Here is a 25,188-nt window from a genome sequence, read left to right on the forward strand (position 1 = left end):
CGGCTATTCTGCATGTTACGAGCGATGTTGCGGTGCCTACGTTAATGCACGATGGTGGTATCGGGAGTTAACGGGGCCTTGCCCAGCACCAGGATGTTCTCGGGCGTGCCGCGAAGCTCGGTGTTGGTGGGAACCACGTTGTTCTTGTCCAGAATGGCGTTCTCGACGCGTGCGCCGCTCTTGATGATGCAGCTCTGGTTGATGATCGAGTTAGTCACCGAAGCGCCTTCCTCGACCACGACGCCGCGCGACAGGATCGAGTTGCGCACGGTGCCCTTGATGATGCAGCCGGCCGAGATGATCGAGTTGCACGCGTGGCTGCCGGTCGCATAGCGCGAAGGCGGCACGTCGTGAGCCTTGGTCAGGATCGGGCGCTCGGGATCGAAGAGATGGTCGGCCACGGTCTGGTCGAGCAGGTCCATGCTGCGGCGATACAGTGACTTCTCGCTAAACACGCCCACGACCTCGCCCTTGTACTCGTAGCTGCACACGTCGATGTTGCCAAAGTCGCCCTGGAGTGCCTCGAGCAGGTCCAGATAGTCGGCGGCCTGGTAGTGGTCGATGATCTCGAGCAGCGTATCGCGGTTGACGATGCAGCAGTCCATAGAGGCGTTGTCGCCGTACACGACGCCGGCGCTCACGCCCGTCAGGCGGCCGTTCTCGTTAATCTCGAGCTTGGTCTCGTCATCAACATTGCGCGTAGCCTTGCAGTACACCACGGTCATCTGGGCGCCAGAGTTCTCGTGCGCCTCGATGATGGTGTTGAGGTCCATGTTAAAGATGATGTTGGTGCCCATCATCACAACATAGGGCTTGTCCGAGCGCTGGAACAGCGTCTTGTTTGAGATGATGTCGCGCAGCAGGAAGCGCATGCCGCCCTTGGTGGTGCCATACGCGTTGCCGGGCACCATGAACAGGCCGCCCTTCTTGCGGTCCAGGCCCCAGTCCTTGCCCGAGCCCACATGGTCGATCAGCGAGCGGTAGTTGCCTGGCATGACGACACCGACGGTCTTAATGCCGGCATTCATCATGTTGGACAGCGGGAAGTCGATCAGGCGGTAGCGGCCCAAAAACGGAACGGACGCGATGGGGCGGTCCTTGAGCAGCACGCTGCCGTAGGTCGAAGAGTAGTTAGCGGTGATATAACCGATGGCCTTGCGATTGATCATCGGATCATTCCCCCTTCCCGATAACGACGTCATTTCCAACGACGGCCGTATCCTTGGTGGTATCGACAGAGCCGAGCTTCACGCCCTCTTCGACCGTGGAGTTCTCGCCCAAAATAGCGCGGCAGATGTGCGCGCCGCTCTTAACGTGCGCACCCGGCAGCAGCACGGAGTCCTCGACCACGGCGCGCTCCTCGATGATGACGTCGGTCGAAAGAATCGAGTGGCGAGCGGTGCCGTAAATCTTGCAGCCGTTGGAGACCAGGCAGTCGTCCAGGCGGCCGTCCGGGCCAATGTAGTGCGGCGGACGCGTGGTGATGTTGGACATGATGGGGAAGTTCTTGTCAAACAGATCGAACTCGGGGTTGTTGCCCAGCAGGTCCATCGAGGTCTCGTGGAAGCTGGCGATGGTGCCGACGTCCTTCCAAAAGCCGTGGAACTCGTAGCTGTACAGGCGCTTGCCCTCGCCGAGCAACTTGGGGATGATGTCTTTGCCAAAGTCGTGGCTCGAGCGCTGGTCCAGAGCGTCCTCCTCGAGCGCCTCGATCAGCACGTCGGCCGAGAAGATGTAGATGCCCATGGACGCAAGGTTCGAATCGGGCTTCTCGGGCTTCTCGGTAAACTTGGTGATGCGGCCGTCCTCGGGGTCGGTGGTCAGGATGCCAAAGCGGCTGGCCTCCTCCCACGGCACAGGCATAACGCTCACCGTGAGGTCGGCGTTGTTCTCAATGTGCGTCTTGAGCATCTTGCGGTAGTCCATACGATACAGATGGTCGCCCGAAAGAATCAGGACGTACTTGGGGTCGTTGGCCTTGATGTAGTCGAGGTTCTGCGTAATGGCGTCGGCCGTGCCCGCATACCAGGCGCCGCCGGTCTGCGTCTCGTACGGCGGCAGAATCGACACGCCGCCGTCACGGCTGTCCAAATCCCAGGCCTCGCCGGAACCCACGTAGGCATGCAGCAGGTAGGGACGGTACTGCGTCAGAACGCCCACCGTGTCGATGCCCGAGTTGGAGCAGTTGGACAGCGAAAAGTCGATAATGCGGAACTTGCCACCAAAGCTAACCGCCGGCTTAGCGATCTTTTGGGTGAGTGCCCCCAATCGGCTGCCCTGTCCTCCTGCGAGGAGCATCGCGATGCATTCTTTCTTACTCATCGATTTCTCCTTCTGTCATCGATGTTCCTAAACCCATTAGCGACGGGCGCGGCGCTCGGTCGCGCCCGTCGAGTAATGCCGTGCTGGCATAAGGGAGCTCGCGCGCCTTTACGCGTGCCAGATCTCGTCGCGGTACTCGCGAATGGTGCGGTCGCTCGAGAACCAGCCGGAGGAGGCGGTGTTGAGCAGCGCCTTGCGGTTCCAGGTCTCCTGGTCGCCGTAGCTTTTCGTGAGCGCCTCCCATGCATCCACGTAGCTGCGGAAGTCTGCCATGACCAGGTCGGGGTCGTTGTTGTTCATGAGCTCGTTGTAGATGCTCTCGAAGTTGCCCGAAAGGCCCGCAAAGGTGTTGTCCTTGAGCTCGTCCATCACGCGGCCCAGACGCTCGCGGTCGCCGTTGAGCGTATCCCACGCAAAGTAGCTGTTGGATGCCCAGAGCTGTTCGACCTCGGGAGCGGTCAGGCCAAAGATGGCCTCGTTCTCGCGGCCGGCAAGGTCGGCGATCTCGATGTTGGCGCCGTCGAGGGTGCCCAGCGTAATGGCGCCGTTCATCATGAGCTTCATGTTGGACGTGCCCGAGGCCTCCTTGCCGGCCGTGGAGATCTGCTCCGAGATCTCGGCGGCGGGGTAGATGAGCTGGGCGTTGCTCACGCGGAAGTTGGGGATAAAGCAGACCTTCATGACCTCGTTGACGCGCGGGTCGTTGTTGATGACGTCGGCCACGGAGTTAATGAGGCGGATGGTCTCCTTGGCGAAGGTGTAGCTCGAGGCAGCCTTGCCGCTAAAGATGAAGGTCGTCGGCGTCACGTGGAAGTTGGGATCGGCGATGCGACGGTTGTAGATGTCCATCACCTTCATGATGTTCATGAGCTGGCGCTTGTAGGCATGGAAGCGCTTAACCTGAACATCGAAGACGGTGTTGGGGTCAATGACCAGACCGGTCTCGGCCTTAACGTAGGCAGCCAGGCGCTCCTTGTTGGCGCGCTTGGAGGCACCCACGGCCTTTAGGAACTCGGTGTCGTTCTGGAAACTTTTAAGCTTCTCAAGCTCAAAGGCGTCCTTGAGCCAGCCATCGCCAATGGCATCGGTGACGAGCTTGGCATAGGTGGGGTTGGCCTCGGCAAAGAAGCGACGGTGCGAGATGCCGTTGGTCTTGTTGTTGAACTTCTCGGGCGTTAAGGCATAGAAGTCCTTGAGCACGATGTTCTTGATGATGTCGGAGTGGATCTTGGCCACGCCGTTGACGCTATGGCTGCAGATCACGGACAGGTTGGCCATGCGAATCTCGCCGTCCCACAGAATAGCGGTCTGGCGCAGACGCTCCTGCCAGCCCTCCTGCGTGGTGTCGAACGACTCGTGCCAACGACGGCTGATCTCGTCGATGATCTGGTACACGCGGGGGAGGAGCTTGGAGAACGTGCCGATGGGCCACTTCTCCAGAGCCTCGGGCAGGATGGTGTGGTTGGTGTAGCTCACGACCTGCGTCACGATGTTCCAAGCGTCGTCCCACTCGAGCTTCTTCTCGTCAATGAGGATGCGCATGAGCTCGGGGCCGCACATGGCGGGGTGGGTGTCGTTGGTGTGGATGGCAACAAACTGCGGCAGCAGCTCCCAGTTCTCGCCGTGCTCCTTCTCAAAGGTGTCGAGCAGGCTGTAGATGCCGGCCGAGACAAACAGGTACTCCTGCTTCAAGCGCAGCAGACGGCCGTGCTCGCCGGCGTCGTTGGGGTAGAGGATGGCGCTGATTGCCTCGGCCTCGGCGCGCTCGGCATCGGCCAGGGCATAGTCGCCGCGGTTGAAGGCCTCCAGGTCAAAGTGCTCCTCGACCGGCTCGGCGGCCCAGACGCGCAGCTTGTTAACGGTCTCGCCGGCATAGCCCACCACGGGGATGTCGTAAGGAACGGCCAAGATATCCTGCGTGTCCACCGTGCGGTAGAACGTGCGGCCGTTCTCCTCAAAGCCCTCGACATGGCCACCAAACTTGATGGTCACGGCCTTGTCCTGACGACGGACCTCCCAGGGATAGCCGTGGGTGAGCCACTCGTCGGTGGCCTCGACCTGGCTGCCGTTAACGATTTCCTGCTTAAACAGGCCATAGCGGTAGCGCATACCGTTGCCGTAGCCGGCAATGCCCTCGGCTGCCATGGAATCAAGGAAGCATGCGGCAAGGCGGCCCAGGCCACCGTTGCCCAGCGCCGGATCGGGCTCCTGGTTCTCGATGACGGACAGGTCGAAGCCCATGTCGTCGAGCGCCTCGGCGACCATGTCGCGCACGCCAAAGTTGAGCAGGTAGTTGTCGAGCAGGCGGCCGATCAAAAACTCGATCGAGAAGTAGTACACGCGCTTCTTGCCCTCGGCGGTGGCGCGGGCGTCACTCTTGGTGGCAACGGTGCGGGCCTTCTCGGCCACGAGCTTGGCCAGGGCGTTAAAGCGGTCCAGGTCGCTGGCGGCCTCGACGCTCTTGCCGCTGATGCTCATGACGGCATCGCGATAGAGCTCGGTAAACTCCTGCTTGTTGTCGAAGATCTTATTCATACGTTCCTTTCCCCCGGGGATATCTCCCGGAACGGTTATGACTTACATCCTACGCCCCAGCGGGGCGGGTGATTGCAGCGGTAACGGCTTTGTTACGCGTCCTTAGCGGTCGACTTAACAGAAGCTGACTTGGCCTTGGTAGTTGCCTTTTTGGCAGCCGGCTTCTTGGTCGCGGGCTTTGCCGCAGCCTTGGCCTTGGTTGCCTTGGTCGTAGCGGCCTTCGCCTTAGCCGGAGCCTTCTTAGCAGCCGCGGTCTTGGGCTTCACCGAGGACGCGCGCTTGCGCGTCGTCTTCTTTGGCTCCTCGATCACGGGCGGCTTATAGCTGCTGGGACCGCGGCGCTTAAGCACCACGCCTGCCAGACCGGGCACCTTGATCTCGATGGAGTCCATCTGCCCGTTCCAGGGATAGGGCTCGCTCGAGCAGGTGTAGGGCTCCTCACCGGCATAGCCGCTGCCGCCAAACTCGGGACGGTCGGAATCAAAGATGACCTCCCAGTCACCCTCGCGCGGCACGCCCACGCGGAAGCTCTCGTAGCTCGCCGGGTCAAAGTTGATCAAAATCACCAGGTCGTCATCGACGTCCTCGCCCTGGCGCACAAAGCTCACGATGGACTGCTTGGAGTTATCCGCGTCGATCCAGGTAAAGCCGTCGTCGGTGTAGCCGCGCTCGTACAGGGCAGGCTCGGCGGTGTACAGATGGTTGAGCGCCTTGATAAACGCCTGATGATGACGGTGGGTCTCGTACTCCTCGGTCAGGAACCACTGGATGGACTCGTGGTAGCGCCACTCAATAAACTGGCCGATCTCGTTGCCCATAAAGTTGAGCTTGGCACCGGGGTGCGTCATCTGGTAGAAGGCCAGCGTGCGCAGACCGGCAAACTGGCGCCACCAGTCGCCCGGCATGCGGCCGATCAGCGAGCACTTGCCGTGCACGACCTCGTCGTGGCTCAGCGGGCAAATAAAGTTCTCGGTAAAGGCGTACATGATGGAGAACGTGAGCAGCCCGTGGTTGCCGGGGCGCCACGGAAAATCGGTCTGCATGTAGTGCAGGGTGTCGTTCATCCAGCCCATGTCCCACTTGTAGTGGAAGCCCAGGCCGCCATCCTGCGGCGGGTAGGTCACGAGCGGCCACGCGGTGGACTCCTCGGCCATCATCATCACGTCGGGGTAGTGTGCCTCTACAGCGCAGTTGACCTGGCGGATAAACGCGCTGGCGTCCAGGTCCTCCTCGGTACCGTACTTGTTGAACTTCTTTTGGCCCGGATCGTCGATGCCAAAGTTGAGGTACAGCATACTGGACACGCCGTCCATGCGAATGCCGTCCACGTGGAAGTTCTCGAGCCAATACAGCACGTTGGAGACCAGGAAGGAGCGGACCTCGCCGCGGGCGAAGTCAAACTTGTGAGTACCCCAGTTAGGGTGAATCTCGTGCTCAAACAGCATGTGGCCGTTAAAGGTTGCAAGGCCGTGGGAGTCGGCGCAAAAACCGCCGGGCACCCAGTCCATGATCACGCCGATGCTCGCCTCGTGGCACGCATCGATAAAGTGCATGAGCTGCTGCGGGTTGCCGTAGCGTGACGTGGCGGCGTAGTAGCCGGTCGTCTGGTAGCCCCAGGAGCCATCGAAGGGATGCTCCATAAGCGGCATGACCTCGATATGCGTGTAGCCCATGTCGCGCACGTAGTCCACGAGCTCCACCGACAGGTCGTCGTAGGTGTAGAACTCGCCGCGCTGCGCGGGGAAGGGATCCATGGGTCCGGGGTAGTTGCCGTACTCGTCGGGCTCGCCCTGCGGCGCGTCGCCGTGGCGCTTCCACGAGCCAATATGCACCTCATAGATGTTGAGCGGCTGCGACATATGGTTGTGGCCGGCGCGGCGCTTGAGCCACGCGGCGTCGTTCCACTTGTAGCCATCGAGGGTCCACAGCACGCTCGCGGTACCCGGAGGGCACTCGGCCTTAAAGGCATACGGATCGGCCTTGTAGAGCTTTTCGCCCTCGTTGGTTTCGATGAGGTACTTATAGAGCTGGCCCTGCTCGGCGCCAGGAATAAAGCCTTCCCAAATAGCGCTCGTATGCACGGGCACCAGCGGGTTGGCTTGTTCATCCCAGTCGTTAAATTCGCCAATGACATGGACGCTCTTTACGTCGGGGGCCCAAACGCAAAAACGCCAGCCGCGCGTACGGTTCTGCGTGTCGGGGTGCGCGCCCATCTTTTCCCAGCTGCGCTCCCACATTCCAATGCCAAACAGGTAGACATCGTCCTTGGAGAGCTCCGGTGCGTGCGGAGCCGGTTTGCGGGTTGCGGGCTTTTTAGCCGTTGGCTTTAGCTTTGTATCGCTCACGTTTGATCCCATCATGACGCGGCAGCGTGTTGCCTTGGTGACTAGATGCGAAAGGTCCAAGGCTGCACGAATCGAAGGGACGGCGAAGTTTCAGTGATTCGTTCCACCTCGCGTGCTCGGTGGAACTTTCGGCAGAAACTACGATAACACCTGTGCGTTAGTTTTATGGACGAAAGCGGATTTACGGGGGCGTTTAATCGGTAAGCGACATGTTTATACCACTGGCAGAATTACCGTGGTAAAACTCTTGACAGTTTTACCAATTAGGGTTTCAAAATTGTTAGCCTGACGTTTGGTAAAACGTTTTTAGCAGGTTGTTTACCATTTGACATTGAAAGGTTCGTTTATGTCCCATACCGCCGCTCCCAAGGTTGCTTTTATTTTCGATTGCGACGGCACACTGGTTAATAGTACCCCCGTTTGGGCCTATGCCCAGCCCGAGTTATTGCACCGCCACGGTGTCGACGTGACGGTCGACGATTTTGCCCAGTTTGAGCATTTGTCGCTGGAGGACGAGTGCCAGGCCTACCACGACACGTGGGGCATTGGCGCGAATGGTGAGGAGCTGTATCGCGAGCTGGGTGAGATTTTGATTGATGGGTACTCCAAGGTGCCGCCGCGCGAGGGACTCCTGGCATTTTTGGAGCAGGCGCAGGAGGCCGGCATTGCCATGTGCGTTGCCACGTCCACGCCGGCCGAGCTGGTGCAGTCCGCACTCGCTGGTGCCGGGCTCGACGCTTACATGGAGTTTGTGACCACCACGGGCGAGGCAGGTCGCTCTAAGCAGTTCCCCGATGTGTACGAGCTGGCGCTGCGTCGCCTGGAAGAGCGCCATGGGCACAAGTTTGAGCGTGTATGGGTGTTTGAGGACGCCGTCTTTGGCCTAAAGAGCTCTGGCACCGCAGGCTTTAAGCGCGTGGGTATTTATGACTCGCATGGCCGTATGGAGCGCGACGAGGTGCGCGCCAACTGCGAGATCTTTATCGACAGCTACGAGGAGCTTGACTTGGCCCGCGTGCTTTCGTTTGAGGGATAGGCGAGAGCTGTGGCTTGCAAGGTATTAGTGGTCTGCGGCTCGCCCGTGGTGGCGAGCGCGGATCTGTTGCGTAGGCTGGCAGGGGACTGCGATCACGTTGTCGCCGTGGACCGCGGGCTCGACGCGCTGCTGGGTGCCGGCTTGAGCTGCGACGTATATGTTGGGGATGCCGACACGGTGAGCGATGCGGGCCGTGCGTTGGTCGATGCCACCGAAGCCTTTGAGGTGGAGCGCCACGACCCCTACAAGGACTATACCGATCTGGCGCTGGCGCTCGATTCCGTCCGCCGTCGCTGGCCGGGTGCCGAAGTAGTTGCGACCTGCGCCACCGGCGGCCGTCCTGATATGGCCCTAAGCGTCCTAGGCCTACTAGCCAACTACAAAGACGCCCCAGTCTGGATTGCCGAGGACAAGGTGGTCTCCCGCATTCTTCACATAGGTGAGTCGTGGACCATCGAGGGCGCCGAAGGCAAGACATTCTCCATCATCGCCATAGCGCCTGGGACGGTGGTAAGCGAACACGGTCTAGAGTGGGAGTTAGATCACGCCTCGCTGGGCCTGTTGGCCGACACGGGCATTAGCAACGTCGTCAGGTCAACAGCCACAATCCAAGTCTACACCGGCACCGCCATCGCTTACCTCTACAGGTAAGGTCTATCGCATCAGGGTTTTATCGGGACGGTGGATAGAAATAAGCGCTCGAAGAGTGATTATTTCTGCCCCGTCCCAGGAAAACCCGTAAGTAAGAGATTCAACCCAAAATAGTCCTTGCATCAAAGAAAGTCTTCCCCTATAGTATCTCCACGTCACGGGGGCGTAGCTCAGCTGGGAGAGCGCTTGACTGGCAGTCAAGAGGTCAGGGGTTCGATCCCCCTCGTCTCCACCATCGTGAATGCAAAGGCCTTCGGAATTCCGAAGGCCTTTTTTCATGCCAAAAAACCACGCGCCACAAACCCTACCTACGCCAACAAAAAGTTGCACAATTTATTTCCCATGTCTGTACTTAGTTTGTTTGACATACGCGATTATCAGCGTAGTTCGACGCTTCATTTAGGCGTTCAGTAACGCCCCTAATCACCGCCAGTACGTCAATAACCTGCATCAATGTGAACAATTTCCCAAAACCACCCCCTTGAACACGTCAAATGAACGAAATGTTGTCCGGCACAACCAAAATCAGTTTCGCCATCAGCTTGTGCTAGGATACCTAGCGTTACATGAGTTCAACTGTGCTCGCGGCTCCAGCAAGCCATAAAGCGCAGGGTTGATCAGCATCCGGCCGTAACGGCGGTGCCAGAGACACCACGAGCTCCAATAAAGAAGTCATGCGACGTTATTTATTTGCATTGATGTAATTCCAAGGTGCATTTAATAGCTTGCGTGTCAAAGCGTAGTAGTCCTACAGCTGTTTGCGTGCGGTCCAGTTTTGTTCCCGCTTGACTGGCTCGCACGCAGCCAGCTGGGGTCGCGGTCATTTTTGCGATACACGTCCGCGACTCTAGCAACTGCTTCTATACATACCGTTCACGGTGGGGCAGAGCCACGTGCTTGTCTGACTGGGCTCAGGGTTTGAATATGGAGCGCCTTCGCGCACAAGCGCCCTGGCGAAGCCATACCCAAACCCCGTGAGCCACACGTAAGACAGCAAGGGGGTGATGCTCGTGTGGTATGTGATCCAGGTCATTAACGGTCGCGAAGACGTAATGCGTGAGCGCATCGAGCGCGTGGTGCCGGCTGGCGCCATGGAGGAGCTCTTTTACCCCCAATTTCTAACCGAGATCAAAGTACACGGCGAATGGGTCAATACAACCAAGCCGCTCTTTCCCGGTTATCTTATCTGCGACACGGCAGATCCCCGCACCGTGCAACAGTATCTGCTGCGCATGGACGACTTTGCCCGGGTGCTTGCCCAGGACCGTCAGTTTGTGCCGCTGGCAAAAGAAGAGGTCCAGCTTATTGGCAGCTTTACGCACAGGGGAGACCGCGTAGTGCCCATGAGCGAGGCCCTAAAAGATGGCGATCAGGTCGTAGTAACGGCTGGTCCGCTGCTGGGCCACGAAGGCCTTATCAAAACCATTAACAGACGCAAGAGCACTGCTTATTTGGAGCTCAACCTGTGCGGCCGGCGCGTAACCACCCGCGTTGGCCTCGCGGTGCTTTCAAACGAGCAGCGCGTCATGCGCAACATCAAAAAGGCAATCGCCTAGCTGCTGGCGGTCGCCACACAGAACAGGGAGGATCCCCGACCCGGGGACGAAGTCTTGGAAGAAAACGTGTCGGATAAAACTCAATTTGCAACGGATGCGCCTGCGGGGGCAGCGCTCATTGCTCAGGCCATGGACCGACGCGAGGGCGCCGGCCGCTACAAGGCCATGCAGTCCATCATGGACTGGGATCGTTCGCGCTTGGTCTACCGCGCCGTTAAGCGCGCCTTTGACGTCGTGTTCAGCGGCTGCGTGCTGGCCGTCATCGCCGTTCCCAGCCTTGTGCTTGCCGCGGCCATCCGCCTTGAGAGCGAGGGCAACCCCTTCTACAGCCAGATCCGCGTGGGCCAGACTCGACCCGACGGCAGCTTGACTACTTTCCGCATGTGGAAGTTCCGAAGTATGTACAAGGACGCCGACAAGCGCCTCGCCGAGCTCAAGGAGCGCAACGAGATCGCCGGCGCCATGTTCAAGATGAGGGAGGACCCGCGCGTCACCAAGATCGGGAAGTTCATCCGCAAGCACTCTATCGACGAATTCCCGCAGTTCCTGAACGTGTTCCTGGGGCAGATGTCCGTCGTGGGCCCGCGCCCGCCGCTGCCCAACGAGGTCGCGGAGTACACCGAGTACGACCTGCAGCGCCTGGCCGTGAAGCCCGGGATCACCGGCTGGTGGCAGGTGACGGAGCGCAATTCGATCGGGTTCGACGGCATGGTCCGCCGAGACCTGGAGTACATCGCCAACCGGGGCATTTTTACCGACCTCAAGATCGTTGTCCTCACGGTGATCGAGGTCATCACCGGTAAGGGTGCGTGCTAATGCTTCAGGACTATTCTAAATTCGTTGAGCTCAAGCGCGTTCCCGTAATCGATGTTCCGATCACGGGAACCAATATGTCTGAGTGTGTCGAGTTTCTCACTCGCCATATAGATGAGCTACATGGCGAATATATTTGCGTTTCCAATGCTCATACCTCGGTTATGGCCCATGACGACCCTTCCTATTGGGCCTGCCAAGCTGACTCCCTCATGTCCGTTCCCGACGGCAAGCCTTTATCTGTCGTCGGACGTAAAACAATAGAGTCTATGGGGCGTGTAACTGGACCCGATCTGATGCGAGAGATATTCAATATTTCCTTGCAGCAAGGATGGAGCCATTACTTCTACGGTAACGAGCAGAAGAATCTCGACGCCCTCAAAAATTCACTTCAAGAGGAATATCCAGGCCTGGAAATCGCTGGCATGGAGCCTTCGGTTTTCCGACCGCTCTCCGACAGCGAGAAGCGAGACCTTTCGCGACGTATCGCTGATTCGGATGCAGACTTCGCATGGATTGCTCTTGGCGCGCCCCGTCAAGAAGTTCTTATGCGCGAGCTCAAGGGAGGGCCGCAACCGTTGATGATCGGTGTTGGCGGAGCGTTCAACGTTCTCGCCGGCGTGGTGCCAGAGGCGCCGATGTGGATGCAAAACCTGAGTCTCGAGTGGCTATACAGACTTATTCAAGAGCCGAAGCGGCTTTTCAAACGATACCTCGTAACTAATACGAAATTTCTCTTTTACCAGTTTACAAAAGCCAAACGTAAGGAAGGCAAATAGATGAACGATTCGACCACCTTTAAAGATAAAACCCTGATGATCACGGGCGGCACCGGCTCGTTCGGCAACACCGTGCTCAAGCACTTCATGAACACCGACCTGGCCGAGATCCGCATCTTCTCGCGTGACGAGAAGAAGCAGGACGACATGCGCCACCGCCTGCAGGAGAGGTCGCCCGAGCTCGCCTCCAAGGTCCGCTTCTTCATCGGCGACGTCCGCAACGCCCAGAGCGTGCGCGACGCCATGCACGGCGTGGACTACATCTTCCACGCCGCCGCCCTGAAGCAGGTTCCCTCCTGTGAGTTCTTCCCCATGGAGGCCGTGCGCACCAACGTCATCGGCACGGACAATGTCCTGCACGCCGCGATCGAGGAGGGCGTGGACCGCGTCGTGTGCCTGTCCACCGACAAGGCGGCCTACCCCATCAACGCCATGGGCAAGTCCAAGGCCATGATGGAGTCCATCATCTACGCCAACGCCCGCAACGGCGCCGGCCGCACTACCATCTGCTGCACCCGCTACGGCAACGTCATGTGCTCGCGCGGCAGCGTCATCCCGCTGTTCATCGACCGCATCCGCAAGGGCGAGCCGCTGACGGTCACCGACCCCAACATGACCCGCTTCCTCATGAACCTGGACGAGGCCGTGGACCTGGTGCAGTTCGCCTTCGAGCACGCCAACCCCGGCGACCTGTTCATCCAGAAGGCCCCTGCCTCCACCATCGGCGACCTCGCCGAGGCCGTGCAGGAGGTCTTCGGCCGCGTGGGCACCCAGGTCATCGGCACCCGCCACGGCGAGAAACTCTTCGAGACCCTCATGACCCGCGAGGAGCGACTGCGCGCCGAGGACATGGGCGGCTACTACCGCGTGGCCTGCGACTCGCGCGACCTGAACTACGACAAGTTCGTCGTGGACGGCGAGGTGGAGACCCAGGCCGACGAGTCCTACACCTCCCACAACACGGAGCGTCTCGACGTTGCGGGCACCATCGCCAAGATCAAGACCGCCGAGTACGTGCAGCTGGCCCTGGAGGGCCGCGAGCACGAGGCGGTGCAGTAGGGTGCGCGTCCTCGTCACCGGCGCGAAGGGGTTCGTGGGCAGGAACCTCTGCTGCGCCCTCAAGAACATAAGGGACGGCAAGGACCGCCGCGCCAAATACCAGCAACTCCTTCCCCTCGAGGTCATGGAGTACGACGTCGACTCGACCCAGGAGGAGCTGGAGGACTTCTGCTCCCGCGCGGACTTCGTCTTCAACCTGGCCGGCGTCAACCGCCCAAAGGAGCAATCCGAGTTCATGGAGGGCAACTTCGGGTTCGCCTCCACGCTGTTGGACGCCCTCGAGCGCCACGGGAATAAGTGCCCCGTCATGCTCTCCAGCTCCGCGCAGGCGAGCCTGTCGGGCCGCTTCGAGGGCTCGGTCTACGGCGAGTCGAAGCTGGCGGGGGAGGGCCTGTTCCGCGAGTACTCCGAGAGGACCGGAACGCCCGTGCTCATCTACCGCTTCCCCAACCTCTACGGCAAGTGGTGCCGCCCGCGCTACAACTCCGCCGTGGCCACCTTCTGCGACGCCGTCGCCAACGGCCGCCCCTACACCGTCAACGACCCCACCGTCGAGCTGGAGCTTCTCTACATCGACGACCTCGTCGACGAGATGTTGGACGCCCTGCTTGGCGAGGAGCACCGCTGCGGCTACGAGGGGCTGGAGCGCGTCGACGGTGACGGGTTCTGCTACGTTCCCGGGACCGACGTGAAGACCCTGGGCGAGATCGTCTACCTGCTGGGCACTTTCCGAGACAGCCGCGAGACGCTCTCGGTGCCCGACCTCGCGGAGGGCTCCTTCTCCAAGAAGCTCTGGAGCACGTTCCTGTCCTACTACGAGCCGGGGAACTTCTCCTATGGCCTCAAGCCCAACGTGGACGCGCGCGGCTCGTTCACCGAGTTCCTGCGCACGCCCGAGCGCGGCCAGGTCTCGATCAACGTGTCCAGGCCCGGGATCACCAAGGGCAACCACTGGCACATGAGCAAGTGGGAGAGGTTTCTGGTGGTGTCCGGCACCGCGTCGATCAAGCTCAGGAAGGTGGGGGAGGACGCCGACGGCAACCCGTTCCCCGTCGACGAGTATGTCGTCTCGGGTTCCGACATGCGGGCCGTGGAGATGATTCCCGGCTACACGCACTCCATCACCAACCTGTCCGACACCGAGGACCTCGTGACGGTCATGTGGGCCAACGAGCCCTTCGACCCCGAGAACCCCGACACCTACTACGAGGAGGTCTAACCGCATGGGCAAGGACTATTCCGATATCGAATTCAAAGACGACGGCCGCCTGAAGCTCCTGATCATCGTGGGCACCCGCCCCGAGGTCATCCGCCTGTCCGAGGTCATCAAGAAGTGCCGCCGCCACTTCGACTGCCTGCTGGCGCACACCGGCCAGAACTACGACTACACGCTCAACGGCATCTTCTTCCGCGACCTGTCGCTGGACGACCCGGACGTCTACCTGGACGCCGTGGGCGCGGACCTGGGCGAGACCGTGGGCAACATCATCGCGGCCTCGTACAAGCTGATGGTCCAGGTCCAGCCCGACGCGCTGCTGATCCTGGGCGACACCAACAGCTGCCTGTCCGCCATCGCGGCAAAGCGCCTGCACATCCCCATCTTCCACATGGAGGCCGGCAACCGCTGCAAGGACGAGTGCCTGCCCGAGGAGACCAACCGCCGCATCGTCGACGTGATCTCCGACGTCAACCTGGCCTACTCCGAGCACGCCCGCCGCTACCTGAAGGACACCGGCTGCGCCCCCGAGCGCACCTACGTCACGGGGTCTCCCATGGCCGAGGTCCTGCGCGCCAACCTTGAGAAGATCGAGGCCTCCGACGTCCTCTCCGAGCTCGGCCTGGAGCCCAAGCGCTACATGCTGCTTTCCGCCCACCGCGAGGAGAATATCGACACCGAGGCGAACTTCACGAGCCTGTTCACCGCCATCAACGCCCTGGCCGAGAAGTACGACATGCCGATCCTGTACTCCTGCCACCCGCGCTCCCGCAAGCGCCTGGAGGCCACCGGCTTCAAGCTGGACCCGCGCGTGTGCATGCACGAGCCCATGGGCTTCCACGACTACAACTGCCTGCAGATGAACGCCTTCGCCGTGGTGTCCGACTCCGGCACCCTGCCCGAGGAGTCCAGCTTCTTCGCGAGCGTCGGGCATCCGTTCCCGGCGGTGTGTATCCGCACCTCCACCGAGCGCCCGGAGGCGCTGGACAAGGCATGCTTCACGCTGGCCGGCATCTCCGAGAGGGGGCTGCTGCAGGCGGTCCACACCGCCGTCGAGCTCGACGCGGAGGGGTCGCTGCCCGAGGCGCCCGTGCCCGACTACGCCGACGAGACCGTCTCCACCAAGGTCGTCAAGATCATCCAGAGCTACACCGGCGTCGTGGACAAGATGGTGTGGAGGAAATCTTAGCCATGGGCGCTGGGTACAGATTGCTTGATGGTATCTCGCGAGCTTATAACAAATTGCTCTTGCTCCCTGCCCTACGTCGCTCCTTTGCATCATGCGGTAAAAACGTAACTATCGGTCGTCGTAGTGAAATTCAGGGGATTGAAAATATTTACATGGGACATGATGTATATATTGGCCCAGGAGCAACGTTTCTGACGACCCGTGCGAAGATTCATATCGGCAATTACGTCATGAGCGGCCCTCATCTTACAATTATTACTGGAGACCATCGTACAGATGTTCTCGACCGACCCATGATGACGCTTGATGAGTCGGACAAGCTTCCAGAGAATGATCAAGATGTCGTCATCGGCAATGATGTATGGATTGGCAGCGGCGTAACGATTCTTAAGGGCGTTAGAATTGCCGACCATTGTGTGATTGCAGCCGGTACGGTAGTGACAAAAGACGTTGGCCCGGAGTTTTCAATCTGGGGGGGCTTCCAGCTCGCCGTCTAAGCTTTCGGTAAGAGGAAATCAATGACTAAAGGTTATCCGCACGTCCATGCAAAGGTGTTGATGGTCGGACCTGATCTCTTTCTTCACGGCGGAATCGTCTCAGTCGTGAAAGGTTATCTAGACGCAGGTCTCCCTGAGGCATGCGATGCCTTTGAGTACCTGGGGACGGGCATCGGTTCCTCAACGCTCGGTAAAACCGTCGCATTTTCCCGAGCGTTGATTCGCTATGCGATGATCATGCCATCCTATGACATTATTCATTTACATATTAGCGCCCGTGGCTCCTACAAACGTAAGTCAATTATGGCTCGTATGGCCCACAAAGCAGGCAAGTACGTAATACTCCACGACCACGATGGTGAGTTTAAGAAGGCCTTCGAAGAGGGTGGAGAATCCTACCGTCGTGATGTTAGAAAGACCTTTAGTATCGCCGACCGAGTTGTGGTTCTGTCGGAAGAGTGGCGCGACTATTTTTCAAAAAACGTTTGCGACCTGGAGAAGATTGACGTTGTTCATAACGGTGTCAAAGTTCCAGACCAGCCGTGCGCACCTTGTTCGCGTCAAGACGTCCTTTTTTTAGGACGTCTTGACGCGAACAAGAGCCCTGACGTGCTCTTGCGCGCGTCAAGAGAAATCCTGTCGCGTTTTCCCGACACCAAGGTCGTATTCGGCGGAGACGGAGAGGTCGAAAAGAATAAATCTCTTGCGTCAGAGCTCGGTATTGCCGACCGCTGCGAGTTCCACGGCTGGGTCGCGGGCGCAGAACGTGAGGAGCTCTTTGAGCGTGCCGCGGTGTACTGCCTCCCCTCCAAAAACGAGGGGCTCCCCATGAGCGTTCTTGAAGCCATGGCCAGAGGAATTCCAACTGTTGCCACTCCCGTTGGCGGAATTCCTCAAGTAATTAATGATGGTGTTAATGGCGTTCTGATTCCGGTAGATAACTATCAAGCCCTGGCCGTTGCATTGAATCATCTTCTCGAATCAAGCGAGCTTAGAAAAGAAATGGGAACTTTGGCCCGAAAAAAGATACTCAGTTCATTTGATATCAACTTGCTCTTGAGCGAAATACTCGGTATCTATTGCAATGCTGTCAGCGGTAATTAGAGGATTAAATTGAATTCAAAGAAGTTAGCACATGAAGCTGGGCACATTGTCTTTGTTCATCCTTCCTTGATGGGTGGCGGTGCCGAGCGCGTCTCTCTTGCGCTTGCATCGTACTTCGTTTCTCATGGTATTAGATTTACCTATTTCTTGACTAAAAGTAACGTTATTGAATATGAAGTGCCAGATGGAGTTGAAGTGTGTTCTGAGTTTGCAGACGCTTCGCTTAAGCCACTCGACCAGGTCAAGCTAATACGGCGTTTTGTTTCCGAACGGCCCAAAGCCACGGTGATTTCATTTTTGCCACATCAAAACATGTATACGCTTATCGCGACTATCGGACTTCCAAATAGGGTTATTGTTTCAGTGCGAAACGATCCGAGATATGATTTTCCTGGCAATAAGACCCTCCCATTCATTAGAAACATGTTGTATCGAAGGTCCGATGCAATTGTGTTTCAGACAAAAAGCCAGGCAAGTTTAATGCCGAGATGCCTTCAGGCGAATTCAAAAATCATCTTAAATCCAATATCTAGTGAACTTCCTGAACCGTATTCTGGGCTTAGAAGAAAAGCAATCGTCACAGCGGGACGGCTTGAACTTCAAAAAAATCACTCGATGACAATCAGGTCATTTGCGCTATTTCATAAAAAACACCCTGAATATATTCTTGAAATCTTTGGCAAGGGAAGCCTTCAATCAGAACTAGAAAACCTTGTTCATAGCCTTGACATGGATGATTCAATCAAATTTATGGGCTTTTCTTCTGACGCTCTTTTGCACATTAGAACTGCATCGGCTTTTGTAATGTCATCAAAGTTCGAGGGTCTATCTAATTCGATGCTTGAGTCCTTGTGCATGGGGGTTCCAACAATTTGCACCAAATGTGGCGGTGGTGGAGCAGAAGCAGTTATTCGGAATGGCGTGAACGGCATTTTGGTCGATATTGATGACGATCTTGCTGAGAGCGAAGCGTTCAACAGGATCGTTGAAGATCAATCATTCTCGAATCTACTGTCTAATAATGCCCTGATGTTAAGGCAGTCCCTATCTTTAGAAACTATTGGCAATGAATGGGCAAATCTTCTCTTTAAATAGAATCGCCCAAACGTCTCCAATAAGGAAAACAGAATTGCATTATCAGTTGAAACAATACAATCATAATAGAAGGATCACTGACCTGTTGTTAGCAATAGCAGTGATTTCCGGCCTCATGGTTCCCTTTCTTCGAGATTTGGGGTCATCATACTCACTTGCTACTGACTGGGAAGTTAACCGCTTTGCATTCAGTACTTCAAACGGACGCTTTGCTTCTTTATTTGATTTGATTCAACAGATCAGCTTTTCGATTCTCTTGTTGCGTGCAATTAGTAAATCACGAAAAGCTAATTGGCTCGTTATATCTTGTTCAGTTTTTGGACTAATAATTTATAGCTTAATGGCCGTAGTCAATAATGCGGGCGACTTAACCAGCGTGCTCTTTGGAAATGTTCCAACCACTGTATTTATCATTCCTCTATTCTACCTATTAACAGAGGATCCAAGAATCGAGCAGTTGATTAAAGAATGGGTCCCGCTGTTATCATTGATTTGTTTTATCGCCTCACTAGCATCAATTATTAAATTTAAATATCTTTGTGGCTTTGGATCTTATATCGGATGGTGTCCTGCGAGGGACTATTTTGCATTTGGCATCAGTTTATATTGGTCAACCGTGGTGCTTAAATCTAATGATGAACACGCCTATTTCATAACGATGGGCATAGGCATCCTGGCCTGCATCACCGCATTAATGCTGGCAACCAGAAGTTGGTTAATCCAACCAATGCTAGTCATGCTTGTTGCAACTTTTATGGCTAAAGGAATTGACAAAGTTTTTAAACGAACAGTAATTGTTATTTTTGCAACTGGAACGGCACTTTTGGCATTGTCGTTGATCTATCCTGAAGTTCTTGATTCGTTTTTAAACAGAATCGGAGAAGATACACGGTCTAACCAATATGATATTTTCTATAGCCAGGTTGAACCGGCATCGCTTATATTCGGCAACGGAATTAGCGCTGGATATAGATATGGCACGAATTCAAATTATCCTTTTTTCGATAATCAAATAATTTATTTGATGTTTCATTTTGGCGTTTTAGCCGTTGTTCCGCTTTTGTACGTCCTGTTGCGATGCCTATTTGGTTCTTCCAAAAATAGCCAGTGCAAATTTGTTGCCCTCTTTTATCTCATGGCGATTCTGGGATTATCAACTTACTACTCTTACACAATTAATGTCGGGGTCGTGCTTCTATTTTCATCCTTTGGTTTTGCCCTAAACAACATTGAACCAGAAAGATCTAATCGTATGCGCAATGCGGATGGTGAAAAATAATGGCTTCGAACAAGGCTGCAACCAGTATGTTTTGGGCAATAGGTGAGAGATTTGCCACGCAAGGTACCCTATTTGTTATTTCCCTAATTTTGGCGCGTTTGCTGTCCCCGAGTGATTACGGTACTCTTTCGCTGCTGCTTGTATTTACAAATTTGGCAGACGTGCTCGTCACAAATGGACTGGGCGAAGCGCTGATACAAAAGTCTGATATCAATCAAATTGACTACTCGACAATGTTGTCATGTTCAATTGCATTGTCGAGCATCTTATATGTATTGATATTTTTTGCGGCTCCAAGCATTGCAGACTTCTATGGAAATGCAAATATGTGTCTTTACCTAAGAGTTCTGGCATTACGTCTTCCTCTTTCGGCACTGAATGCAATTCAAAAGGCCTATATCGCAAAGAACTTTTTATTTAGATTGCAATTTTCTGCATCGTTCCTCAGCTCCTTGATCTCAGGATTAGCAGCTATCGTAGCTGCAATGTTGGGTTTTGGTATTTATGCGCTAATCATTCAGCAGATACTTACAGTTCTGATGACAACGGTACTAATGGCTTGGTTAACAAAATGGACGCCTAGACTAAAATTCGTGGTTGGTTCAGCAAGAGAGCTGTTGCCCCTTGGAATACAATTTACAAGTGCCAATCTTATTAATTCTATTTATACAGAAGGCCGTTCTTTAGTCATCGGCAAATTCTATTCCTCCGCAGACTTGGCTTTCTTTAATCGCGGCAACCAATTCCCGGCTTTAATTGTAGGCAACTTAAACACTCCAATTAGTAATGTAATGTTGCCTCTAATGGCTGAAAAGAAAGACAGCCAATACGCGCTCAAATCAGTTCTTAGAAAAGCGATGCAGCTTTCTGCCTATCTCGTTTTCCCCATGATGGGAATTTTGGCTGCGTGTGCGCATCCTCTAGTTCTTGTTCTTTTGGGTCAAAAATGGGCGGAATGCGTCCCGTATCTTCAAGTTGCGTGCTTGTTCTATCTATTTCAGCCCCTCCAATCTATGAATTGGCAGGCACTTAAAGCAGCAGGTCAAGGCGCCCTTTGTTTTAAGCTTGAGGTCATTAAGAAAGCTATTTCGTTCATCGTTTTAATTATGTCGATTCCTTTTGGTGTATTTGCGATCTCCCTTTCAAGTGCCATTTGCGGATTTGTCTCAATGTTAATTAACATGACCCCGAATAAAAAAGTGCTCGGCTATGGCATATTTGAGCAGCTTATTGACGTTCTTAAGCCGTCAATTGCCACATTGTTTTCCGTGGTGATCGCATTATTATTAATCCACATTTCAAACGGGAATCTTATTTCGTTAATCGTTGCCCCTCTCGGATCCTTAGGGTGTTACATCGTGCTATCTAAGCTGATGAATATCGAAGGATTTAATTTGCTTATGGACAAATTGTCCCTTCGTCGGAATTAACCGTTTTTTGTTAACGGCATTAATGAATCGATCAGGAATGAACTACAGAATGAATAAACAGGTTTTATATTTAGTTCAATCAATTCCGGGGGATAATGCTCCTACAAAACATGCTTTCGCAATTTCCGATTTGCTGGTTAAATGTGGCTTCAACGTCCATTTTGTTCTTGCTGGAATAATTGAGCCGTCATCCAACGCCATAAGCAGTAATTACGACTATCCCTTTGATTTTCCGTTTGAGGTGAAATTCGGGCACCATCAAATAGCCAAAAAGTATTACGAGCGGATCTCTTCTTCCTTCAGCTTTAAAGCCTTCACTCGATGTTTCGATCAAATACAGCCCGACTTGGTTATTTATTACGGGATACAACATAAGCTTGCAAAACGGGTTTTAGATCATTGCCATGATTTTAACGTTCCCGTAATCGTTGATGAGACCGATTGGTTTACTCCGAAATTTACAGGAGATTTAGCTGCTTGGCTTGTGGAGAAATCTCGTTCTAAACGGGTGGCTGAAGTGGACAGATTGCTAGATGGAGTTATCGCAATCTCGCCCTTTTTTAAAAAACATTTCGATTCACTTTACTCCTCCCAAGGATATCCAAAGGTTTTTTATTTACCACCCTTAAATAGGGCCGGAGACTCTCTTAGTGACCCTTGCTCTCTAGAAGGATTGAAGCGGAGAACTATAACCAAGTTTGTCTATGCAGGTTCTCCCGCTGGGGGAAAAGACTCACTTACAGAGTTTATTTCGCTTATAAGTAATGACGCTATTCCTGCAATCACTCAACCAGTACTCGATGTAATTGGAATTGATTTAAACCAGGCAGTCAGTTTAATGGGAAACATTGCCAGATCTAATAAGGTTCATTTTCACGGTCGTGTTTCCCATGGCAGCGTAATCAAAATGCTGCAAGAATCTGACTTTGGAATTCTATTTAGAACTCCTGATTTATATTCTCGCGCCGGATTTTCAACAAAATTCGCTGAGTGCATGTCGAACGGTGTTCCGATGTTATGCAACGCGGTCGGAGGAGCCGATCTTATTCTCGAGAATATGATTGATGGAATTGTTATCCCAGATTTAAGCAATCAAGCTCTTCTTGACGGAATTACAAGCGCATGCAATTTAACTGACCATGAGTTGACCAGCATGAAACGAGCTGCGCTAGAAAAGGCCTTAAAACTCTTTGAATCTGACAATTATATAGATTCATTTTCATCATTTCTCAATTCAGTACTTTCAATTCGCGAGTAGTTATTTCGATCATCCAAAGGAGCGATATGTCAAATAAAATTCTCGTCACCGGAGCGGCCGGCTTCATCGGTGCCTTCCTCGTCAAGAAGTTGCTCGAGGAGACCGATGACGTGATCGTCGGCCTCGACAACCTCAACAGCTACTACGACCCCGGCATCAAGGATGCGCGCCTGCGCATGCTGGCCGGGGCCGACGCGGACGGCCGCTTCACTTTCGTGCGCGGCGACTTGTGCGACGCCGCCCTCATCGAGCGCCTGTTCGCCGAGAACGGCTTCGACGTCGTTGTGAACCTCGCCGCCCAGGCGGGCGTCCGCTACTCCATCGAGAACCCGCGCGCCTACCTCGAGAGCAACCTCATCGGCTTCTTCAACATCCTCGAGGCCTGCCGCCACCACCCGGTCAAGCACCTGGTCTACGCGAGCTCCAGCTCGGTCTACGGCGGCAACAAGAAGGTGCCGTTCTCCGAGGAGGACCGCGTGGACTCGCCGGTGTCGCTCTACGCCGCCACCAAGAAGTCCAACGAGCTGATGGCGGCCGCCTACTCCAAGCTCTACTCCATCCCGGCGACCGGCCTGCGCTTCTTCACGGTGTACGGCCCCATGGGCAGGCCCGATATGGCCTATTTCGGGTTCACCGAGAAGCTGCGCCGCGGCGACACCATCAAGATCTTCAACATGGGAGACTGCCGCCGCGACTTCACCTACGTCGGCGACATCGTCGAGGGCGTGAGGCGCGTCATGGAAGCCGCGCCCGAGGTGAAGATGGGCGAGGACGGGCTGCCGCTCGCCGCGCACCGCGTCTACAACATCGGCAACTCGCACCCCGAGAACCTGCTCGACTTCGTCGACACGCTGCAGCGCGTGCTGGTGGAGGAGGGCGTGCTGCCTGCCGACTACGACTTCGAGGCCCACAAGCAGCTCGTGCCCATGCAGCCCGGCGACGTTCCCGTCACCTACGCCGACACCACGGCGCTCCAGCGCGACCTGGGCTACAAGCCCGCGACGCCGCTCGAGGACGGCCTGAGGGCCTTTGCCAAGTGGTATAAGCGCTACTACAACATTTAGGAAATCATGGCCCTGTAACAGGGGCCATTTTTAATGCGAATTATTGCTCTTTGACAATTGGAGAATGACATGAAGATCGCTGTCGCCGGTACCGGCTACGTCGGCCTGTCCCTCGCCGTCCTGCTCTCGCAGCACAACGAGGTCCACGCGCTTGACATCGTCCCCGAGAAGGTCGAGAAGATTAACAGCTACGTATCGCCCATCCAGGACGACGAGATCGAGCGCTTCCTGGCGGAGGCCAAGGCGGGGGAGCGCGAGCTCGACCTGCACGCCACCGTCGACGTGGCGGAGGCCTACGCGGGCGCCGACTACGCCGTCATCGCCACGCCGACGAACTATGACTCGGACAGGAACTTCTTCGACACGAGCTCCGTCGAGGCCGCCATCGCCGCCGTGCGCTCGGTGAACCCGGACGCCTGGATCGTCATCAAGTCGACCATCCCCGTCGGCTACACCGCGGGCCTTCGCGAGAGGCTGGGCGACAGCAAGATCTTCTTCAGCCCCGAGTTCCTGCGCGAGAGCAAGGCGCTATACGACAACCTGCACCCCAGCCGCATCGTGGTGGGCGCGCCGAAGGAGGACGCCGATGCCGTCGCGGCGGCGGAGAAGTTCGCCGGCCTGCTCGCGCAGGGCGCCGACCCCGCCGAGCTGGAGCGCGTGAACGCCGACGGCTCCAAAGGCATCCCCGAGCTCGTGCTGGGCACCACCGAGGCCGAGGCCGTCAAGCTCTTCGCCAACACCTACCTGGCGCTGCGCGTGGCCTACTTCAACGAGCTCGACACCTACTGCGAGGTCCGCGGCCTCAACACCCGCGACGTCATCGACGGCGTGTGCCTGGAGCCGCGCATCGGCAGCCACTACAACAACCCCAGCTTCGGCTACGGCGGCTACTGCCTGCCCAAGGACACAAAGCAGCTGCTGGCCAACTACAGGGACGTGCCCCAGAACCTGATCGAGGCCATCGTGGACGCCAACCGCACCCGCAAGGACTTCGTGGCCGACGAGGTGCTGCAGATGGTGTGGGACCGCGTGTACGAGGGCAAGGAGAAGCCGGTCGTGGGCGTCTACCGCCTGACGATGAAGTCCAACTCCGACAACTTCCGCGCGAGCTCCATCCAGGGCGTCATGAAGCGCGTGAAGGCCAAGGGCGTGCCCGTGGTGGTCTACGAGCCCACGCTGGACGCGCCGGAGTTCTTCGGCTCCGAGGTGACCCACGACCTGGATGCCTTCAAGGCAGGGTGCGACGTGATCGTCGCCAACCGCTGGAGCGACGAGCTCGCGGACGTGGCGGACAAGGTGTACACGAGGGATTTGTTTAAACGGGACTAGGGGAGAGGGCGGAACCAGGCTGATCCGCTTCAATCATTCGCTATTTTAACCGCGTCGAGGGCGGGGGTGTTCGGCATTAGCCGATACACCCCCGCCCTTCATTGTTCTTCGCAGGTAAAATTCGCCTAATTCGAGCGATCGCTCAACGTGATTCGTGCCTTGAAACCGGCTCCATATTCTCCCGCCCGTGCCTGGTCATCCAACTTGAAGCCGATGTTATACAGCTTCCCCGACTTCGTCTTCCGAACCAGGCCATGCTCCAACATGAATGCGACAACGCGGCGATGTGCTTCGACGTCGTCCAAGTTCAGGTAGAAGCAGGCGACGCCTCTGCCGTTCTCGATAACGGACTCGAATGAGCTGTGCTTGCATTCCGCGACGACCATTCCGAGGGCCGCCTTGCGGCAGACTTCCTCCGCGAACTCGATATCGTTGAAGTAGAACATCCATTTCCCGCACCTGCTCTCGTCTAGCGCAGGTGCCAGCTCGGTGTCGATGTAGAACGAACACCATGGGTTGTCCACCCTGACGATTCGGCCGTCTTCGCTCAGCATCGTCTTCTCTTCCATCCATGCCTCATATGGTTTGAGGGTGCTTTCGTAGTACGCGATTGTTCTCGGAGAGCACCCCT

The 25,188-nt window shown here is 56.0% G+C and carries 21 protein-coding genes and 1 tRNA gene; 17 read left to right on the forward strand and 5 right to left on the reverse strand.

Going from position 1 to position 25,188, the window contains the following annotated elements:
• Window positions 1-41: 41 nt before the first annotated feature.
• From glgD to glgB, 4 genes are all read right to left on the reverse strand, one after another.
• A complete protein-coding gene (gene glgD / locus KSY82_RS06600; RefSeq protein WP_217750619.1) occupies window positions 42-1,169 on the reverse strand; it encodes a glucose-1-phosphate adenylyltransferase subunit GlgD in 1,128 nt (375 codons plus the stop codon).
• 4 nt (window positions 1,170-1,173) lie between these two features.
• Window positions 1,174-2,322 carry a glucose-1-phosphate adenylyltransferase gene (locus KSY82_RS06605; RefSeq protein ID WP_161161388.1) on the reverse strand — a complete coding sequence of 383 codons (1,149 nt, stop codon included), beginning with the start codon at window positions 2,320-2,322 and terminating at the stop codon, window positions 1,174-1,176.
• Window positions 2,323-2,430: 108 nt separating this feature from the next.
• Entirely contained in the window at window positions 2,431-4,857 is a 2,427-nt protein-coding gene (locus KSY82_RS06610) for a glycogen/starch/alpha-glucan phosphorylase (RefSeq protein ID WP_217750620.1), read from the reverse strand.
• A 92-nt stretch (window positions 4,858-4,949) separates the two neighbouring features.
• The gene (glgB, locus tag KSY82_RS06615; RefSeq protein WP_217750644.1) at window positions 4,950-7,217 is read right to left on the reverse strand and encodes a 1,4-alpha-glucan branching protein GlgB; all 2,268 of its coding nucleotides are present in this window, start codon (window positions 7,215-7,217) and stop codon (window positions 4,950-4,952) included.
• A 331-nt stretch (window positions 7,218-7,548) separates the two neighbouring features.
• Here glgB and KSY82_RS06620 point away from each other — a divergent pair, with 331 nt between their 5' ends.
• The 17 genes from KSY82_RS06620 (at window position 7,549) to KSY82_RS06700 (ending at window position 24,557) form a co-directional block, all read left to right on the forward strand.
• The gene (locus KSY82_RS06620; protein WP_217750621.1) at window positions 7,549-8,238 is read left to right on the forward strand and encodes an HAD family hydrolase; all 690 of its coding nucleotides are present in this window, start codon (window positions 7,549-7,551) and stop codon (window positions 8,236-8,238) included.
• Between the two features lie 9 nt (window positions 8,239-8,247).
• On the forward strand, window positions 8,248-8,889 hold the full coding sequence (locus tag KSY82_RS06625) for a thiamine diphosphokinase (RefSeq protein WP_217750622.1): 642 nt from the start codon (window positions 8,248-8,250) through the stop codon (window positions 8,887-8,889).
• 159 nt (window positions 8,890-9,048) lie between these two features.
• A tRNA-Ala gene (locus tag KSY82_RS06630) sits at window positions 9,049-9,124 on the forward strand.
• 769 nt (window positions 9,125-9,893) lie between these two features.
• Window positions 9,894-10,445 carry an antiterminator LoaP gene (gene loaP, locus KSY82_RS06635; RefSeq protein WP_217750623.1) on the forward strand — a complete coding sequence of 184 codons (552 nt, stop codon included), beginning with the start codon at window positions 9,894-9,896 and terminating at the stop codon, window positions 10,443-10,445.
• A gap of 66 nt (window positions 10,446-10,511) precedes the next feature.
• Entirely contained in the window at window positions 10,512-11,261 is a 750-nt protein-coding gene (locus KSY82_RS06640; protein ID WP_368042042.1) for a sugar transferase, read from the forward strand.
• On the forward strand, window positions 11,261-12,037 hold the full coding sequence (locus KSY82_RS06645; RefSeq protein ID WP_217750624.1) for a WecB/TagA/CpsF family glycosyltransferase: 777 nt from the start codon (window positions 11,261-11,263) through the stop codon (window positions 12,035-12,037). Before KSY82_RS06640 ends, KSY82_RS06645 begins: the two co-directional genes overlap by 1 nt.
• Entirely contained in the window at window positions 12,038-13,096 is a 1,059-nt protein-coding gene (locus KSY82_RS06650; RefSeq protein ID WP_217750625.1) for a polysaccharide biosynthesis protein, read from the forward strand.
• A gap of 1 nt (window position 13,097) precedes the next feature.
• Window positions 13,098-14,315 carry a polysaccharide biosynthesis C-terminal domain-containing protein gene (locus tag KSY82_RS06655; RefSeq protein WP_217750626.1) on the forward strand — a complete coding sequence of 406 codons (1,218 nt, stop codon included), beginning with the start codon at window positions 13,098-13,100 and terminating at the stop codon, window positions 14,313-14,315.
• Window positions 14,316-14,319: 4 nt separating this feature from the next.
• Window positions 14,320-15,501, forward strand: a complete 1,182-nt coding sequence (wecB, locus tag KSY82_RS06660) for a non-hydrolyzing UDP-N-acetylglucosamine 2-epimerase (RefSeq protein WP_217750627.1) — start codon at window positions 14,320-14,322, stop codon at window positions 15,499-15,501.
• A 2-nt stretch (window positions 15,502-15,503) separates the two neighbouring features.
• Window positions 15,504-15,998 carry an acyltransferase gene (locus tag KSY82_RS10485; RefSeq protein ID WP_217750628.1) on the forward strand — a complete coding sequence of 165 codons (495 nt, stop codon included), beginning with the start codon at window positions 15,504-15,506 and terminating at the stop codon, window positions 15,996-15,998.
• Window positions 15,999-16,019: 21 nt separating this feature from the next.
• Entirely contained in the window at window positions 16,020-17,102 is a 1,083-nt protein-coding gene (locus tag KSY82_RS06670) for a glycosyltransferase family 4 protein (protein WP_217750629.1), read from the forward strand.
• Between the two features lie 9 nt (window positions 17,103-17,111).
• Complete coding sequence (locus tag KSY82_RS06675; protein ID WP_217750630.1) at window positions 17,112-18,197, forward strand: glycosyltransferase; 1,086 nt, start codon at window positions 17,112-17,114, stop codon at window positions 18,195-18,197.
• A gap of 34 nt (window positions 18,198-18,231) precedes the next feature.
• Entirely contained in the window at window positions 18,232-19,476 is a 1,245-nt protein-coding gene (locus KSY82_RS06680; protein ID WP_217750631.1) for a hypothetical protein, read from the forward strand.
• Entirely contained in the window at window positions 19,476-20,906 is a 1,431-nt protein-coding gene (locus KSY82_RS06685) for a lipopolysaccharide biosynthesis protein (RefSeq protein ID WP_217750632.1), read from the forward strand. Before KSY82_RS06680 ends, KSY82_RS06685 begins: the two co-directional genes overlap by 1 nt.
• A gap of 49 nt (window positions 20,907-20,955) precedes the next feature.
• Window positions 20,956-22,164, forward strand: coding sequence for a glycosyltransferase (locus tag KSY82_RS06690; RefSeq protein ID WP_217750633.1), 1,209 nt, complete (start codon window positions 20,956-20,958; stop codon window positions 22,162-22,164).
• Between the two features lie 26 nt (window positions 22,165-22,190).
• The gene (locus KSY82_RS06695; RefSeq protein WP_217750634.1) at window positions 22,191-23,228 is read left to right on the forward strand and encodes an NAD-dependent epimerase/dehydratase family protein; all 1,038 of its coding nucleotides are present in this window, start codon (window positions 22,191-22,193) and stop codon (window positions 23,226-23,228) included.
• A 69-nt stretch (window positions 23,229-23,297) separates the two neighbouring features.
• A complete protein-coding gene (locus KSY82_RS06700) occupies window positions 23,298-24,557 on the forward strand; it encodes a nucleotide sugar dehydrogenase (protein WP_217750637.1) in 1,260 nt (419 codons plus the stop codon).
• Between the two features lie 125 nt (window positions 24,558-24,682).
• On the opposite strand, the gene KSY82_RS06705 is transcribed toward KSY82_RS06700, so the two are convergent.
• Window positions 24,683-25,126: a hypothetical protein gene (locus KSY82_RS06705; protein ID WP_147333349.1), complete on the reverse strand. Its 444-nt coding sequence runs from the start codon at window positions 25,124-25,126 to the stop codon at window positions 24,683-24,685.
• Between the last annotated feature and the right edge of the window lie 62 nt (window positions 25,127-25,188).

This window comes from Collinsella aerofaciens, assembly GCF_019131995.1.
GTDB classification, from domain to species: domain Bacteria; phylum Actinomycetota; class Coriobacteriia; order Coriobacteriales; family Coriobacteriaceae; genus Collinsella; species Collinsella aerofaciens_S.